Origin of the sequence: Streptomyces sp. 8N114, from assembly GCF_052245835.1 — a bacterium.
In the GTDB taxonomy this organism is placed as follows: domain Bacteria; phylum Actinomycetota; class Actinomycetes; order Streptomycetales; family Streptomycetaceae; genus Streptomyces.
In genome coordinates this window covers 320,678-336,828 of the sequence record NZ_JBQQBT010000005.1, presented here as the reverse complement: position 1 = coordinate 336,828, position 16,151 = coordinate 320,678, and the positions used below count along the sequence as shown (strand labels likewise).

At 72.3% G+C, this 16,151-nt stretch carries 16 protein-coding genes; 10 read left to right on the top strand and 6 right to left on the bottom strand.

Annotated features, from left to right (window positions below; all coding sequences use genetic code 11):
• The first annotated feature begins 58 nt into the window (after nucleotides 1-58).
• Nucleotides 59-994 (top strand): sigma-70 family RNA polymerase sigma factor, encoded by a 936-nt coding sequence (locus ACTWQF_RS14350; RefSeq protein WP_443279737.1) that lies wholly within the window; start codon nucleotides 59-61, stop codon nucleotides 992-994.
• Here the strand turns inward: ACTWQF_RS14350 and ACTWQF_RS14345 are convergent.
• Nucleotides 977-2,119 (bottom strand): glycosyltransferase family 4 protein, encoded by a 1,143-nt coding sequence (locus ACTWQF_RS14345; RefSeq protein WP_443279848.1) that lies wholly within the window; start codon nucleotides 2,117-2,119, stop codon nucleotides 977-979. The genes ACTWQF_RS14350 and ACTWQF_RS14345 overlap by 18 nt on opposite strands.
• 117 nt (nucleotides 2,120-2,236) lie before the next feature.
• Here ACTWQF_RS14345 and ACTWQF_RS14340 point away from each other — a divergent pair, with 117 nt between their 5' ends.
• Nucleotides 2,237-3,535, top strand: a complete 1,299-nt coding sequence (locus tag ACTWQF_RS14340) for a glycosyltransferase 87 family protein (RefSeq protein WP_443279736.1) — start codon at nucleotides 2,237-2,239, stop codon at nucleotides 3,533-3,535.
• Here the strand turns inward: ACTWQF_RS14340 and ACTWQF_RS14335 are convergent.
• The 5 genes from ACTWQF_RS14335 to ACTWQF_RS14315 all read right to left on the bottom strand — a co-directional run bounded on the left by ACTWQF_RS14335 (nucleotide 3,489) and on the right by ACTWQF_RS14315 (nucleotide 9,151).
• Nucleotides 3,489-4,691 carry a hypothetical protein gene (locus ACTWQF_RS14335; RefSeq protein ID WP_443279735.1) on the bottom strand — a complete coding sequence of 401 codons (1,203 nt, stop codon included), beginning with the start codon at nucleotides 4,689-4,691 and terminating at the stop codon, nucleotides 3,489-3,491. The genes ACTWQF_RS14340 and ACTWQF_RS14335 overlap by 47 nt on opposite strands.
• Before the next feature lie 34 nt (nucleotides 4,692-4,725).
• The gene (locus tag ACTWQF_RS14330) at nucleotides 4,726-5,766 is read right to left on the bottom strand and encodes an NlpC/P60 family protein (RefSeq protein ID WP_443279734.1); all 1,041 of its coding nucleotides are present in this window, start codon (nucleotides 5,764-5,766) and stop codon (nucleotides 4,726-4,728) included.
• A gap of 242 nt (nucleotides 5,767-6,008) precedes the next feature.
• A complete protein-coding gene (locus ACTWQF_RS14325; protein ID WP_443279733.1) occupies nucleotides 6,009-7,037 on the bottom strand; it encodes an NlpC/P60 family protein in 1,029 nt (342 codons plus the stop codon).
• A gap of 327 nt (nucleotides 7,038-7,364) precedes the next feature.
• A complete protein-coding gene (locus tag ACTWQF_RS14320; protein WP_443279847.1) occupies nucleotides 7,365-8,654 on the bottom strand; it encodes an NYN domain-containing protein in 1,290 nt (429 codons plus the stop codon).
• Nucleotides 8,655-8,911: 257 nt separating this feature from the next.
• Nucleotides 8,912-9,151, bottom strand: coding sequence for a hypothetical protein (locus ACTWQF_RS14315; protein WP_443247094.1), 240 nt, complete (start codon nucleotides 9,149-9,151; stop codon nucleotides 8,912-8,914).
• Between the two features lie 324 nt (nucleotides 9,152-9,475).
• On the opposite strand from ACTWQF_RS14315, the gene ACTWQF_RS14310 reads away from it, so the two are divergent.
• The 8 genes from ACTWQF_RS14310 to ACTWQF_RS14275 all read left to right on the top strand — a co-directional run bounded on the left by ACTWQF_RS14310 (nucleotide 9,476) and on the right by ACTWQF_RS14275 (nucleotide 16,118).
• Nucleotides 9,476-10,147, top strand: coding sequence for a rhomboid family intramembrane serine protease (locus tag ACTWQF_RS14310; protein ID WP_443279846.1), 672 nt, complete (start codon nucleotides 9,476-9,478; stop codon nucleotides 10,145-10,147).
• Nucleotides 10,144-10,425 carry an Lrp/AsnC family transcriptional regulator gene (locus ACTWQF_RS14305; RefSeq protein WP_443247095.1) on the top strand — a complete coding sequence of 94 codons (282 nt, stop codon included), beginning with the start codon at nucleotides 10,144-10,146 and terminating at the stop codon, nucleotides 10,423-10,425. The genes ACTWQF_RS14310 and ACTWQF_RS14305 overlap by 4 nt, the downstream gene beginning before the upstream one ends.
• Nucleotides 10,426-10,498: 73 nt before the next feature.
• Complete coding sequence (locus ACTWQF_RS14300; protein WP_443279732.1) at nucleotides 10,499-10,840, top strand: hypothetical protein; 342 nt, start codon at nucleotides 10,499-10,501, stop codon at nucleotides 10,838-10,840.
• Nucleotides 10,758-12,302: a sensor histidine kinase gene (locus ACTWQF_RS14295; RefSeq protein WP_443279731.1), complete on the top strand. Its 1,545-nt coding sequence runs from the start codon at nucleotides 10,758-10,760 to the stop codon at nucleotides 12,300-12,302. Before ACTWQF_RS14300 ends, ACTWQF_RS14295 begins: the two co-directional genes overlap by 83 nt.
• A complete protein-coding gene (locus ACTWQF_RS14290) occupies nucleotides 12,299-12,958 on the top strand; it encodes a response regulator transcription factor (protein ID WP_443279730.1) in 660 nt (219 codons plus the stop codon). Before ACTWQF_RS14295 ends, ACTWQF_RS14290 begins: the two co-directional genes overlap by 4 nt.
• A 74-nt stretch (nucleotides 12,959-13,032) precedes the next feature.
• Entirely contained in the window at nucleotides 13,033-14,484 is a 1,452-nt protein-coding gene (locus tag ACTWQF_RS14285) for an SLC13 family permease (RefSeq protein ID WP_443279729.1), read from the top strand.
• Nucleotides 14,485-14,547: 63 nt separating this feature from the next.
• A complete protein-coding gene (locus tag ACTWQF_RS14280; RefSeq protein ID WP_443279728.1) occupies nucleotides 14,548-15,765 on the top strand; it encodes a glycerate kinase family protein in 1,218 nt (405 codons plus the stop codon).
• Nucleotides 15,762-16,118, top strand: coding sequence for a hypothetical protein (locus ACTWQF_RS14275; protein WP_443279727.1), 357 nt, complete (start codon nucleotides 15,762-15,764; stop codon nucleotides 16,116-16,118). Before ACTWQF_RS14280 ends, ACTWQF_RS14275 begins: the two co-directional genes overlap by 4 nt.
• Nucleotides 16,119-16,151: the final 33 nt, after the last annotated feature.

The following is a 16,151-nucleotide window of genomic DNA, read 5'->3' as shown; positions in this document are numbered from 1 at the left end:
TTCTCTCGCGTGGGATACGTCGATGAAGGTGACGGAACACGCGAGGGAAAGGTGACCGATGGACGAGCTGACCGGGCTGGCCGAGCGCTTCGAGGAGAGCCGCGGCCCGCTGCTGGCGGTCTCCTGCCGGATGCTGGGCTCGCTCAGCGAGGCGGAGGACGCCGTGCAGGAGGCGTGGCTGAGGCTGAGCCGGTCCGACGCCGAGGCCATCGACAACCTTGCCGCCTGGCTGCGTACCGTCGTCTCGCGTATCTGCCTGGACATGCTGCGCGCCCGCGCCGCCCGCCCCGAGGAGCCGGTGGGACAGCAGGTGCCCGACCCCCTCCCGCCGGGGGACGGCCCCGGGCCGGAGGACGAGGTGCTGCTGGCCGACTCGGTGGGCAGGGCACTGCTCGTCGTGCTGGACACGCTGGGGCCCGCCGAGCGGGTCGCTTTCGTGCTGCACGACATGTTCGCCGTCCCGTTCGAGCAGATCGCGCCGCTGGTGGAGCGCTCACCCGTCGCCACGAAGAAGCTCGCCAGTCGTGCCCGTCAACGCGTACGCGGCACACCCGCCGTGCCCGCAGCGGAGCTGGGGGAGCAACGGGCAGCGGTCGAGGCGTTCCTGTCCGCCGCACGCGGCGGTGACCTGGCGGGGCTGCTGGAGGTGCTCGCTCCCGACGTGGTGCGCTCCGCCGACCCCGCGGCGCTGCCCGCCGGCGTCCCGGCCCGGCTGCGGGGCGCCGACGCCGTGGCGCGGGGCACGGTGCTGCTGGCTCAGCGCTCGCGGTATGCGCAGACCGCGCTGGTGAACGGCGCTGTGGGGGCCGTTCTCGCACCGCACGGCAGGCTGCGGGCAGCGCTCACCTTCACGGTCGAGGGCGGCCGGATCGCGGCGTACGAGGTGATCGCGGACCCGGCGCGGCTGGCCGGGCTGGAGCTGGCGCTGCTCGACCCGGTGCCGCCCGCGCCGCCCGCGCCTGCCACGGGGCCCCGCTCACAGCAACTCGCGTAGCCGTTCGGCGATCAGATCCCAGCGCCACCGCTCCTCGACCCACTCGCGGCCCCTGGTGCCCATCCGGGTACGCAGTTCGGGGTCGCGGAGGAGTTCGGTCAACCGGTCGGCGGTCTCCCCGGGGTTGCCGCCGGGGACGACCCAGCCGGTCTCGCCGTTCAGTACGGCGTCCGGCGCCCCGCCGGAGTCACCGGCGACGACCGGCAGCCCGGTCGCGGACGCCTCCAGATAGACGATGCCGAGCCCCTCCACATCCAGCCCGCCGCGCCGGGTGCGGCACGGCATGGCGAAGACATCGCCCGCGCCGAAGTGCGCGGGCAGCTCCTCCCAGCTGACGGGACCGGTGAAGCGCACGGCGTCGGTGAGCCCCCGGGAGGCGGCCAGCTTCTCCAGATCCGCGCGGTAGGGGCCGCCGCCGACGATCAGCAGCACCGCGTCCGGCACGGCCTCCAGCACCCGGGGCATCGCCTCGATGAGGGTGTCCTGGCCCTTGCGGCGGACGAGACGCGAGACACACACCACCACGGGCCGCTCGGTCAGCCCCAGCCGGGCGCGGATCTTGTCGCCGCCCGATCCGGGGTTGAAGGTCTTCTCGTCAACGCCGGGAGGCAGCTGCACCATCCGCGCGGCGGCCTCGGGGGAGAGCGCGGCAGCGATCCGGCGGCGCGTGTAATCGCCGAGGTAGGTGAGGGTGTCGGTCTCCTCACCGATCCGCCGCAGCAGGCTGCGGGCCCCGGGGAGCTGCGCCCAGCCCGCTTCGTGGCCGTGCGTGGTCGCCACGATCCGCTCGGCCCCGGCCCTGCGCAGCGCGGGCGCCATCAGCCCCAGCGGCGCGGCGGCGCCGAACCACACCGCGCGGCAGCCGTGCTCCCGCAGCAGCGAGACGGCACGCTTGGTCACCCGCGGAGTGGGCAGCAGCATCGTCGTACGGTCACGGACGACCGTGAAGGGCTGCTCGGCGTCGAACGCCGCGGTGGCTTCCGCACCCTCCCGGCCCCGCTTCCAGGTCGAGGCGTAGACGACGACCTGGGACGGGTCCAGGCGCAGCGCCATGCTGTGCAGGAACGCCTGGATGCCGCCGGGGCGGGGCGGGAAGTCGTTGGTGACGATCAGGGTTTTGTGCATCGTCTTGCGCATCGCCGCCGACAGTACCGCGTGCCGGTACGGGCGGAGCGGCCGGCCGATCGGCACATACGAGGAAGGACAGATGTGCGGGGCGAGGCGAGGAGAGCCCGCGGTGCGGTGGCGCTCGTGCTGGTGTGGACGGTCACCCGGGCGGTGCTGCTGCTCTACGTCTTCAAGGTCTTCACGGTCCCCGGGGGCATGGACATCACCACCGACGTCTCGGTGATCTACCACGGCTGGTACGGACAGCTGAGCAGCGGAACGTTTCCGTCCGACGATGTGACCTGGCAGTATCCGCCTGCTGCGGCGCTGGTGATCCTTTCCCCCGGGCTGCTCACCGGGCTCGGCCTGCTCAGCTACGCCTCCGCCTTCTTCGTGCTCGCCTGCGCCGCCGACGCGGTGGTGCTCGGGCTGCTGCTGTACGCGGCGCGACGGCGCGGACCGCGCGATCCGGGGGCCGGATCCCGCAGCCGGGCCGGGGTGTGGGCGTGGGTGGCCGGGGTCCCGCTGCTGGGGCCGACGGCGTATGCGCGCTACGACCTGATGGTGACCGTGCTCGCCGTCGCCGCACTGCTGGCAGCCGCACGGCATCCCCGTGCGGCGGGGCTGCTGGCCGGGCTGGGCGCGCTGGTGAAGGTGTGGCCTCTCCTGCTGCTGCTCGGCACCCCGCGCGGCCGGGCGACGCGGGTGATCTGGCTGAGCGCGCTGGTGACCGTGCTGGTGGTGACGGCGGGCTTCGCCGCCACCATGCCGGGTGCGATGAACTTCCTGTCCGCACAGGGCGGCCGGGGCACGGAGGTGGAGTCGGTCGGCTCGCTGGCGCTGCACGCCGCGCGGCAGTTCGGCTGGGAGGGGCAGGTGCTGCTGCGGTACGGCTCCATGGAGTTCGTGGGGCCGGGGGTACGGACCGTGAGCAATGTGGCCGTGGTGCTGACCGGGGTGGCGTTCGGATGGCTGCTGTTGTGGCGGCTGCGGGCGCGGGTGTGGACCTCGGCGACCTTGGCGGACGCCGCGCTCGCCGCTGTGCTGGTCTTTGTCGTCACGAGCCGGGTGCTGAGTCCGCAGTATCTGGTGTGGCTGGTGGGGCTGGCCGCGGTCTGTCTGACCCTGCGGGCCAGTTGCCAGCGGGTGCCTGCCTGGTCGGTGCTCATGACGGCCGGGCTGACGCAGTTGGAGTTTCCGGCCTGGTTCGCGGATGTGGTGGCCAGCGAGGGGGCGGGCACGGTGGTGCTGGCCGTGCGCAACGTGGTGTTGGTTGCGGCTGCTGTTGTCTCTTGTGTGCGGTTGTGGCGGTCGGCGGTCGCGGACGAGCCTGCGGTGCCCCGGCCCCGCGAAAGCGCCGGGGTCTCCGTTGTGGCGAGCCCCCGGCTCAAGGGCGGAGTTGCTGCAGCACGTAAGTCCGCCAGCGGCCGGTGAACTCCCTCTCGCTCACGCCCAGGACGGAGCGCAGGGCCGCATTGTCGTTCTCGCGGCCCGCCCGGTCGTAGAGGGCGATCAGTTTGCCGGGGCCCCACTGTTCGGCGATCATCCGGCAGGCCAGCCAGCCGCCTTCGTAGGCGCGGGCGAGTTCGGTGGGGTCGTTGCCGAAGTGGAAGTCGTCGTCGGAGGGCAGGGTGCGCGGCGCGGAGGCCGCGCGGGCCAGCTCAGGGGCCGCCTCGCGGGGGGACAGGTGCGAGTGGCGGTAGCCCGCCCAGTCGGCGATGCCCTCGGAGAGCCACAAGGGGGTGCCGGAGGTGGTCTGCCGGCGGGTGGCGACATGGGTGGTCTCGTGGGTCAGTACGACCTGCCGGCCCTCTTCGCTGAGCAGCCCGTACGCCTTCGGGTTGACGACGATACGGTCGCCGGGCCCGGAGGCGCCGCCCGCTTCGCCGGTGGTGACGGCGGCTATCCCCGCGTACGTATGGGAGTTCGCGGCGGGAGAGCCCAGCAGGCGGGCCATCTGCTTCGTCGAGGCGGGCGCCTCCAGCACCGTCCTGCGGGTCCATCCGGACGGCCAGGTCTTGGCGACGCCGGGTACGGCGCGGTCGGCGGCGGTGGCGAGCGCGCGGAGCTCGGAGCGGTCCCGGCCCACGCCCAGCACCAGGCTGTGCCGGCCTCGGACGACCGTCATGGCGCCCTGCTCCCACAGCTGGGTGTCGCTGCCCGACGCTTCGGAGGCGATACGCCAGGCGCCGTCGCGCCGTACGAAGCGCAGCCGTTCGGTGGCGGTAGTGGAGGCCCGGTCGTAGCCCGCGAGGCGGTAGCGCAGGGTGGCCTCGACGGTCGCGGCGCGGTCGCTCTTGTCTGTGACCTTCCGCACGTCGTACGACCAGGCGGAGAGCGGCAGCCGGCGCAGATTGCGGAAGACCTGGCGCTGTTCGCCGCGGTGGCCCGCGTCGACGGCGGTGAGGTAGCCGGACTCGTCGCCGGTGCGCAGTGCCGTGGCCTGCTGGTCGAGGGTCCGCTGGAACGGGACGTGGTCCGGGTCGTGCCCGGCCGTGCGGGCCGAGGCGCCGAGCCCACACAGCAGAGCGAGCGCTGCCGTACCGCTCAGCGCTCGCCCGTACCGCGTCGGTTGCCGCTTCTCGCCCACCCCACCGAGGGTACGGGCGCAAGGGCGGGGCCGATCAGGGCCTGGTGACCGAGGAGACCGGCATCATGCCGACCGGGTCGTAGCGCACCGGCGCACCGGGATGGGGCGCGTGCACCACCTGGCCACCTCCCACGTACATGCCCACATGGCTGGCGTCGTCGCGGTAGACCACCAGATCGCCGGGGCGGGCCTGGCTGAGCGGGACCTGCTGCCCCGCCGAGCGCTGGGCCTGCGACGTACGCGGGATCGACGTGCCCGCCTGCTTGTACGCCCACTGTGTGAGACCGGAGCAGTCGAAGGCGCCCGGCCCGGCCGCACCCCACGCGTACGGGCGTCCGACGGCGGACTTGACGGCGGCGACGGCCGCGGCGGCGCGCTGGGAGGACGGCTTGGAGCCGCCGATGCCGCCGCCGTGCGCTTTCCCGCTCCGGTGGCCGTCGCGGGCTGCGCGCTCCTGGGGCGAGAGCTGGTGGAGCAACCGCCGGGCGGCGGCGAGCTTCTTCTGGACGTCCTTCTTCTGGCGCTTGAGACTCTTCTGGAGTCCGTCGAGCTGTTCCAGCTTGCCGGCCGCCTCGCTGCGCTGCTGCTTGAGGTGGCGCTGGGCCGACTGGAGTTGGCGCAGCTTGGTCAGCTGACGGCTGCCGATGCGGTCGAGGGTGGCGGCCTTGTCGAGATAGCTGTCGGGGTCCTCGGTGAGCATCAGCTCCACGGTCGGGTCGATGCCCCCGGAGCGGTACTGCGCGCCCGCGAGGGAGCCGAGGGAGTCGCGCAGCCGGTTCACCTTGGCCTGGCCACGGGCCACACCGTCCTGGGCGTTGGCCACCTGCTCGCGCAGCTTGCCGGTGCGCTCGGCCACCCCGTTGTACTTCTCCGTCGCGACTTCCGCCTGCTCGTAGAGCCGGTCGATACGGGAGTTGAGGCGGGCCGTCGGCTTGTCGTCGGGCTTGGCGCCCGCCGGTGCCGCGGGGACGAGCGCGGCTGCCGCGCCCGCAGCGGCGGCGGACAGCACGGTGACCCGTGCCGTCCAGCCCTGCCCTGGCTGCGGGGTGCGTCGAGGGGACCGGTGCGATGCCACTGGAGGAGGCGTTCCTTCCGCTAGGCGACTTGCGCCCGCAGAATCTAGCCCCGCCCATACAGGGGGCAAAGGACCGTCCGCCGTCGTTAAATCCCGCACCACGCCGTGGCGTTCGCCGATCTTGCAGGTCACCGGCCGGGTTCCGGGGTCATCCGGACCCGGGGGGTTTCACCCGGACGAAGGACGTTTAGCGGTCATCACACTGGCTGGTGATCAGCTGGGAATGGGCCCGCCGCCGGGCATCACACCCGGACGCCGAACTGGAAGGGCATGTTGCCCATCGCCTCGAAGCGCACGTTTGCACCGGGCTTGGGAGCGTGCAGCACCTGACCGTTCCCGGCATAGAGGCCGATGTGGTGCAGGTCGTCGTAGAACAGCACCAGGTCGCCCGGCTTGAGCTGGCTCTGGCTGGAGATCCGGGTTCCGGCATTGGCCTGCGCCTGGGAGGTACGCGGCAGCGAGGCACCTGCCTGCTTGTACGCCCACGAGGTCAGCCCCGAGCAGTCGAAGGAGCTGGGCCCGGTGGCGCCCCACACGTACGGACTGCCTACCTTGCCCTTGGCGGCGGCCAGCGCGGCGGCGGCGCGGCCCGAGCCCGCCGGGACGTCGCCCAGGTCGGCGCGGTCGCTGGAGGCGCGGTCCGCGCGCTCCTGCTTCTCGGCGAGCTTCGCCTTCTCCTTGGCTGTCAGCGTGTTGAGCAGCCGCTGGGCCTCGGAGAGCTTGCCCTGGATCTCCTTCTTCTTCTTGCCGAGCTCCTTGCGGGTGCTGGCGAGGTCCTTCAGCTTCCCGGAGGCTTCCTTGCGCTGCTGCGCGAGGCTGCGCTGCTTGGCCTGGATCTTCTTGAGCGCGCTGGCCTGCTTGGTGCTCAACTGGTCCATGGCCGAAGCCTTGTCCAGGTAGTTGTCCGGGTCGGACGAGAGGAAGAGCTGCACCGAGGGGTCGACACCGCCGGAGCGGTACTGCGCCGTGGCCATCGAACCGAGCTTGTCGCGCATGCTGTTGAGCTCGCCCTGGCCACGGGCGACGCTGCCCTGGAGGTTCTCGACCTGCTTGGAGAGCTTGGACTGCTTCTCCTTGGCGCCGTTGTACTTCTCGGTGGCGGCCTCGGCGTCCTCGTAGAGCTTGTCGACCTTCTCCTTGACGCCCTTCTTGGAGGACTGCGGGTCGGCGTGGGCCGCCTGGGAGGTGAGAGCGACTGCCGCGGCAGCGGTCATGGTGAAGACACTGACACGTGCGCGACTCGGCTGCTTGGGACGACGGTGGGACGCCACTGGGGCGAGCTCCTTCTTCCTCAGCCGCCTGCCGGTCGGTCATCTCCGGCTCCGCTTCACGGGACTGGGCGATCCCGGTCGTACGGAACGAGGCGGTCCTCCGCTGTCACCCGGGATAGGCGATCAACCAAGCGAAGGTTCGGGCCTGAGAGTAGCCACGGGTAGTGATCCGATCAAATCCCTCAGGAAAAAAGAGGTCCCACAGCCGCATTCTTTACTCGATGTACACGTTGGGCGAGCACAGTCTCACCCAGCGCTTACCGCGCCGCCCGGCACAGCGAGCTCGATGTCCTTTATGTGGCAAGGAGTTGGGATCGTGCCGCTTTCTCAGCTGCGGGCCAGCCGCTTGAGGAGGAGCGCCGAGGCCACCGGCCTGGCCCCGGCCGCCGCGCAGCCGTCGGCGACCTCGCGGTCGCTGGAGACCACCACCACGGCGCGGCCCGGCGGTTCGGCGCGCACCAGCCGGCGGATCAACTCGTCCGCGGTCTGGCCCGGTTTGGAGAACAGCACCCGCACCCCGCGCGGCGGCGCGAGCAGCACGGGAGCCGCCAGTTCGGCACCGTCGAACACGCAGGTGACCTCGGCGCCCGACTGGGCCGCCAGTACCGCGAGTCCGCCCAGCAGCCGCAGCCGCTGCTTCTCCAGCGGCAGCGTGGGATAGCCGGTCTTGGTGACGTTGTAACCGTCCACCACCAGATGGGACTGCGGCAGCGCCAGCAGCTGGTCCAGCAGCGCCGGATCGGTCTCCGAAAGCGCCCGGGCCGCCACGTCCTTGGGCGACATCCGGCCCGGCTCCACGGCGTCGACCGTATCGGCCGGGCGGGTGTCGGACGGCGGGAGCGCCAGTTCGCGGCGGAGTCCCTGGGCAGCGTCGAGCACGGTGTCGAGCAACAGGCGCACCCGCATGTCCTCCACGCTGCGGCCCTCACGCGCCGCACGCCGCCCGGCCTCCAGCGCGGACTCGGTCTCGGAGAGGCGGGACTTGAGCCGGCGTACCTCGCTGTCCAGCGCCGTCTTCTCCGTACCGGCGGCGGAACGTACCGCGTCCAGCTCCTCCTGGAGCTTGCGCAGCGACGCCTCGCGGCGGCGCACATCGGCCTGCGCACTGCGCAGCTTGCGCTGGGTGCCGTCCAGCTCCTTGCGCAGCGCCTCCAGCTCGCGGCGGCGCTGCTCGGTCTCGTCCCGGGCCGCGTCCTTGGCATGGGCCAGCTCCTCGCGCAGCCGGGCCAGCTCACGCTGTGCCTCCTCGCCCGCGCGTTCGGCCTGGGCCCGCTGGGCCTCCTCGCCCGCCGCCGCGACCAGTTTGGCCCAGCCGGGCGGGCGCAGGATGTACGCCGCCGCCGCCACGTCCACCGGGTCGGCGGCCGGGGGCGGAGTGCCCTCGTCGAGGGCGCCCGCCAGCTCGGGGAGCTGTTCGCGCACCCGGGAGGCGATGCGCTGCCGGAAGGGGGCGTCGCTCTCCAGCGCCGCCGCCATGGCGTTCCCGCCGAACTTGGCGCGGCGCTGCGGGGTGAAGCGGGCGTACTGCCGCAGCGGGGGCGGGAGTTCGGCGACGGTCAGCCCGCCGAGAGCATCACCGGTGAAGGCGACCACCCGCCGCCGCACCTTCTCCGGCAACGGCCGCTCGAGGCTCTCGCCCGGGCCGTCGGGCCCCTCCGCGCCGGGGTCCGGGGCCTGCTGCGCCTCCGGGCGCCGCCCCTCCGCGCCGCCCGGGCGGCCCTCGGTGTGGTCCGGGTCCGTCCGGGCCGCCGGGTCCTCGGCCGCCGCGCGGGCAGCGGGACCGCTTTCCTTCCCGGCAGCCGGTTCCGGCTGCCGAGGGTCGCCGCCCGTCCGTTCCACCACCGGTCACACCTGCCGTCTCTGAGCCCTGAGCCCTATACCTGAGCGCTGGGCCGGTCCACCAGTTCGACCTGGTCCACGGCGTTGCACCATCTGCAGCGCACCGACTCGATGCTCTCACTGAGCACGTCCCGCTCCTCGACCTTCGGCGCCCCGGCCAGGTCCAGATGGACGTACTCGACCACCTTGCTGGAACGCGTCACATCGAACCGGGTGAGATTGCCGCACAGGGTGCAGCGCCAGCGGGTCTCGGCCGTCGGCGTGGGGACCGCCATCGTCTCGTCCTCATCTCTTCGAAAGTCCCAGCCCCGAAGTTCCCGATCCCGGAAGTCCCGGTCCCGAGGGTCTCGGTGCTGTCGATTCCGCGGAACACATCACGGACATGCGGCGCGGGGTCACGTCCCGTAAACCCTACGGCCTGGGACCGTCCGCGTGCCTCCACGTGTGTCGAGGAGCATGCCCGGCCACCGAGCGGTCATGATCCGCTCATGGACGGCACCGACCGCGCCGATGCCCCGGCCCCGGACCCCGGCGAGGGGCCACGGTCCTGGACGCGTCCCCGGCTGCGGACCCTGCCGCGGCTCCTGACGCGCCCCCTGATGACGTACGCCCTGATCGGCTGCTGCTGCCTGATCTTCCTGATCGGACCGGCCTCCGGCTTCTTGCCCTCGTACGGTACGGGGCAGGCGCTGGAGCAGGCCCGGTCGGCCTACTTCGACCGGTGGGGCGTGGTGCCCCGCGCGCTGCTCAGCGGTGCCGCACGTGAGCTGCCGGCGCCGCTGACCGCACTGTTTCTGCACGGTAACTGGCTGCATCTACTCGGTAACCTGATCTTCCTCCACGTCTTCGGCGGGCTGGTCGAGCAGCGCATGGGCCCGGTGCGCTTCGTCCTCTTCTATCTGAGCGCCGGCTATGTGGCCATGTCGTGCTACGCGGTGGCCCACCCGGCGTCCGGCGAGACGCTGGTCGGCGCCTCCGGAGCGATCTCAGCGGTGCTGGGCGCCTTCCTCCGTCTGCATCCGCACACCCGGGTGACCAGTGTCTTCCCCTTCCTCTTCTTCCTGCCGCTGCGCTTTCCCGCATGGGTGGTACTCCTCTTCTGGCTGACCGTGCAGTGGCTGGCCGCCCGGCAGGACGGCGACGGACCCGGCGTCGCCTACCTGGCCCATGTGGTGGGTTTCACGCTGGGCTTCCTGTATGCCTGGCTCCACTGCCGCCGGGCTAGAGTGACCGGGCCAACCCCGGCGTCAGAGGGAGAGACCGAACCGTGATCACTTCCATCGTCCTCATCCGGACGAGCACCGAACGCATCCCCGAGATCGCCGAGCAGATCGCCGCCATCGAGGGCGTCAGCGAGGTCTACTCCGTCACCGGTGCGCACGATCTGATCGCCATGGTCCGCGTCGCCCAGCACGACGACCTCGCCGACATCATCCCGGGCCGGATCAGCAAGGTCCCGGGCGTCCAGTCCACCGAGACCCATATCGCCTTCCGCACCTACTCCCAGCACGATCTGGAAACCGCCTTCGCCATCGGGCTGGACTCCTGACGGCCTCGTTGATGAACGTTTCTTCATCCACGCTTCATCGGACGTAACCGGCAGGCACGGCAGCGTGGCCCGTATGGCCTTCTCACACCGCATCGCGACGCTCACGGCAGTCGTGGCGATCCCGCTGGGCATCGCCGCCACCAGTTACGCGCTGACCGACAGCCCGGACCCGCCCAAGCCGCCCGCGAAGGTCGAGCTGGACAGCGAGAGCCCGTCCGCCGGGAGCCCGTCCGGCAAGAACCAGGAGCCGTCGTCCGGTCCCTCCAAGGGGTCTTCCCGGCCGTCCGGGGACGAGACGGTGCGGCCGCCCGCCACCGACGACACGAGCGACGATGACCGCAGCGAAGAACCGGACGACCGGAACGACGACAGCGGCCGGGACGACCAGGACGACGGGCCGGGCGACGACGGCTGAGACCGGCTCGGGCCCCGCGCGGCGGCCGTGGATCTCGGCCCGGGTCCGCATCCTGCTGTGGCTGCTGGCGGTGATGGCAGTGGCGCTCGGCACCGTCGCCACCACCACCAGGTCGATCCTGGCCCGCGATGTGGAACACCGGATGACGCGGCTGCTGGAGCAGGAGACGGGCGAGTTCGCCAACTTCGTGGAGCGCGGTCGGGACCCGGCGACCGGACGCCCGTTCACCGAGGCCAGACGGCTGCTGAAGGTCTTCCTGGAGAGGCAGTACTCCGACCCGGACGAGGAACTGCTGGGTGTGGTGCGGGGCAAGGTGATCCGGCAGAGTCGCGACATCCCCTCCGCGCTGCCGCTCCACAGGGACAAGTCGGCGCTGGCCCGTATCACCTCGGGCGAGCGGCGCAGCGGCGTCCTGCACAGGCCCCAGGGCGAGGTGCGCTGGGCGCGCGTCCCGATCGAGCCGGGCGGCGGTTCGCCGTCGGGCACCTTCATCGTCGCCATCCACGCCGACCGCGAACAGGCCGGGCCGCAGACGGTGTTCCGCATCCTGCTGGCCATATCCGGCGTCGCACTGCTGCTGACGTGCGGCATAGGCTGGGCCGTCGCGGGCCGCATCCTGGCTCCCGTACGGCTGGTACGGACGACTGCCGCGCAGTTGACCGAACAGGATCTGACCCGGCGCATCCCGGTACGCGGCCGGGACGACATCTCGGCGCTCGCCGAGACCTTCAACGCCATGCTGGACCGGCTGGAGCGCGCATTCGCGGCACAGCGGCAGTTCGTGGACGACGCCGGGCACGAGCTGCGCACCCCGATCACCATCGTGCGGGGGCATCTGGAGCTGATGGGGGACGGGCCCCAGGAGCGCGAGGAGACCGTCCGGGTCGTCACCGACGAGCTGGACCGGATGAGCCGCATCGTGGAGGACCTGCTGCTCCTCGCGAAAGCCGAGCGGCCGGACTTCGTCACCCCCGAACCCGTGGAACTCGCCGAGCTGACGGCCGATGTCTTCGTCAAGGCACGCGCTCTGGGCGAGCGCGCGTGGCAGCTCGCCGAGGTGGCCGAGGGCACGGTGCGGCTCGATGCGCAGCGCGTCACCCAGGCGATGGTGCAGCTGGCGCAGAACGCCGTCCAGCACACGGCGCGGGGCACGGCCGTCCACATCGGCTCCCGGCGCTCCGTCACCCGGCGCGCGGTGGAGCTGTACGTCGCCGACGGCGGACCCGGCGTCAGCGAGACGGACGCCGAGCTGATCTTCGAACGCTTCCGCAGGGGCACGGCCCGGCGCGGCGCGCGCGGCAGCGGCGCCGGGCTCGGGCTCGCGATCGTGAAGGCCATAGCGGAGGGCCATCCCGGTGGCCGGGTGGAGCTGCGGTCCACGGCGGGTGGCGGGGCCACTTTCGTGCTCGTCCTGCCCGAGTCGGGGGCTGCCCAGGTGGAGCAGGAGGAGGAAGACGGATGACGCGGGTGCTGATCGTGGAGGACGAGGAGCGGATCGCCGCTTTCGTGGAGAAGGGGCTGCGCGCCAGCGGCTTCACCACGACGGTCGCCACCGACGGGGACACCGCGTACGACTACGCCCACACCGGCGGTTTCGACCTGATCATCCTCGACATCGGACTGCCGGGCCGGGACGGTTTCACGGTGCTGCGGCAGCTGCGCGAGGCCCGGATGACGGTGCCGGTGATCGTGCTGACCGCACGGGACTCGGTACGTGACACGGTCGCAGGGCTGGAGGGCGGCGCCGACGACTGGATGACCAAGCCGTTCCGCTTCGAGGAGCTGCTGGCCCGCGTACGGCTGCGGCTGCGCACGGCGGCACGCGAACCGGAGACCACGGTGCTGCGCAGCGGCGAGCTGTCGCTGGACCTGCGCACCCGGCGGGCCCGGGCGGGCAGCAGGACGGTGGACCTGACGGCGCGGGAGTTCGTCCTGCTGGAGCTGTTCCTGCGGCACCCGGGGCAGGTGCTCTCCCGGGAGCAGATCCTCTCGCACGTGTGGGGCTACGACTTCGACCCCGGCTCCAACATCGTGGATGTGTACGTGCGGGCCCTCCGCAAGAAGCTGGGCGCCGAGCGGGTGGAGACGGTGCGGGGGATGGGGTACCGGCTGCCCTGAGCGGCAGGACGGGATGAAATCCCCTTCATCACACGCTCATCGAGGGCTCACCGCCGGCCCGAAGACTCGTCCGCATGACACCGTCCGTCACGACACCGCCCGCCCGGAAGGCCCTCTCCCCCGCCTCCCTCTGCGTCCTGTGCCTCGCGTTGAGCCTGTGCGCGCTGCTCGCCGTGCCCGGGAACTTCCCCGGGCTGAGCGGGGACGCGCGCGTGACGCTGGCCGTCTTCGCCCTGACGACGTGCGCGTGGATCGGTACCCCGATCGACGACACCTACGTCGCGCTCGGCGGCGGGCTGGCGCTGGCCGTGACCGGGGTGATCAGCTCCGACACGCTGTTCGGCACCCTCGGCGACGCCACGGTCTGGCTGCTCATCTGCGCGTTCGTCCTCGCGGCAGCGGTCGCGCGTACGGGCCTGGCGGCCCGGGCAGCCGCCTTCCTGGTCAGCGGCGCGCGGTCGGTGCGGCAGCTCGTTCATCTGACGACCGCGGCACTGGTGGTGAGCGCGTTCGCGATACCCGCCACCTCGGGCCGGGCCGCGCTGGCGCTGCCCGTCTTCCTCGCGCTCGCCGCCGTCCTGCGGGAACGCAAGCGGCTGGTGGTGATGCTCGCGCTGCTCTTCCCCACCGTAATCCTGCTGTCCGCCGTGGCGACACTGATCGGCGCGGGCGCACATCTGATCACCGTGAGCGTGCTGTGGGAGTCGACGGGCCGGCACATCGGCTTCACCCAGTGGCTGCTGCTGGGCCTGCCGCTGGCCGTCGCCTCCTCGCATCTGGCGGCCGAGGTGGTGCTGCTGACCACCACGCGGCGGGCCGACCGGCGTGACGGTGTCCGCGTCACCGTCGAGGACATCCAGCAGCACTCCACGACCCAGGTCACCGGACCGCTGTCGCCGCCGGAGGCCCGCTCGGCGCTGCTGCTCGTCACGGTCGTCGTCCTGTGGTGCGCGGAGCCGCTGCACGGGGTGTCGCCCGCGCTGGTCGCGCTGATCGGCGCGGTCGTCGCCGCCTCGCCCGCGCTGGGCACGGTCGGGCTGAAGGACGCGCTGAAGACGGTGCCGTGGTCGCTGCTGCTGTTCATGGCGGCGACGATGGCGATGGGCGTCGCGTTGTCGGCCTCGGGCGCCGCCGCGTGGCTGGTCAGCGGGCTGCCCGGAGGTGACGCCGTACCGCCGTGGGCGTTCCTCGCGGCTGTCGTGGTCGTGAGTACGGGGGCACATCTGCTGCTCCAGTCACGGTCGGCCCGCTCCAGTGTGCTGGTGCCGCTCGTGGTCGCCGCTGCGGCAAGCGCGGACGTCAATCCAGTGTCGGCCGCGCTCGCCTCCACCGCGGCGGCCGGCTTCTGCCACACGCTCCCCGCCTCGGCGAAGCCCGTGGCCCTCTTCGCGGACGTGCCCGGAACCCCCACCTACACGCCGGGCGACCTGCTGCGGCTGTCCGCCGTACTCGCGCCGCTGACGGCGCTGCTCGTCCTGCTGTTCGCGCTGGCGGTCTGGCCACTGCTCGGCGTTCCCGTGCGCTGAGCCGTACCGCCCCCGCCTTTCCTTCGTCGCTCTCTCACTCTGCGCTCTTCACAGGAGATCCGGATGCCCTTCCACTTCGTTCTCGCACCCAGCGGATTCAAGGAGTCCCTCTCCGCGCGGCAGGCCGCCGAGGCCATGGCCGAGGGCGTCCGGCGGGTCGCCCCGCAGGCCGCACTCGACCTGATACCGCTGGTGGACGGCGGCGAGGGCACGGCCGAGGCGCTGGCCCTGGCGACCGGTGGCCGGCTGGTGCACCGTACGGCGACCGGGCCGGTGGGCGAGCCGGTGCCGACCCACTTCGCGCTGCTGGGCGGGGCCGGTACGTTCCGCGCACGTCCCACGGCTGTGGTGGAGATGGCGGCGGTCGCGGGTCTCTCCCTGGTTCCGGCCGACCGCCGCGATCCGGGGTCGACGACCACGTACGGCGTCGGGGAGCTGATCCGTGCGGCGCTGGACGCGGGGGTTCGCCGGGTGATCGTGGGGTGCGGCGATTCGGGCACCTCGGACGGTGGTGCCGGAGCGCTCCAGGCCCTCGGCGCGCGGCTGCTGGACGCCGACGGGGTGGAGCTGCCGCGCGGCGGAGACGCTCTGGCGTCGCTGGACCGGATCGACCCGTCGGGCCTCGACCCGCGGCTGGCGGAGACCGAACTCATGGCCGCCTGCAACCCGTTCAACCTCCTTTGCGGGCCGTCGGGTGTCGCCCGGGTCTTCGGCCCGCAGAAGGGCGCGACGCCTGCCCAGGTCCGGTCGCTGGCGGCGGCGCTGGAGCGGTGGGCGGCGGTGCTGCGGCGGGACATGAGCCGGAGCACAGCGGCAGTCGATCTGCGCACCGGACCCGGAACAGGCGCATCCGGCGGTCTCGGCGCCGGTCTGGCCGCGCTCGGCACCCGGCTGCTGCCCCGCTTCGAGGTGCTGCTCGACCACCTCGACCTGGACGCCCGGCTCTCCCGCGCCGACCTCGTACTGACCGCCGAAGGCTCCCTGGACCGGCAGACCGCACGCGGCAAGGTGCCCGCCGAAGTGGCCCGCCGCGCCAAGGAGTTCGGCAAGCCCGTACTGGCCCTGGCCGGCACCCTCGGCGAGGGTGCCGACGAGACCCGCGCCACCGGCATCGACGCCTACCGCTCCATCCTCCCCGCCCCGCTCACCCTCTCCGACGCCCTCACGCTGGCCCCCCTCCACCTTGCCGACGCCACCGAACACGCCGTCCGCATGGTGCTGCTGGGCACCAGGCTCCCCGCGCAGCGGCACCCCAGCGGGGCCGATAGCGTGGGGGCATGAGCACGGGGCAGGTTGCGACGACCACACTGTGGCGGCCCACCGGGCCGACGGAGCTGGAGCTGGTACGGGAGCTGGAGTGGCGGGCCTGGCCGCCGCGGCTGCCGGAGCAGCCGATCTTCTATCCGGTCCTGAACGAGGACTACGCCATCCGGATCGCCCGCGACTGGAACGTCAAGCACGACGGTGCGGGGTACGTCACGCGCTTCGAGGTGGACGCGGAATTCCTCCGCCGGTATCCGGTACAGCAGGCCGGCGGGGAGACCATCCTCGAACTGTGGGTCCCGGCCGAGGAGCTGGCGGAGTTCAACGCGCACATCGTCGGGCAGATCGAGGTCGTGCACGAGTTCCGTTGAGACAACGGCACGCCGGGGTGGACTCTCCCTCCC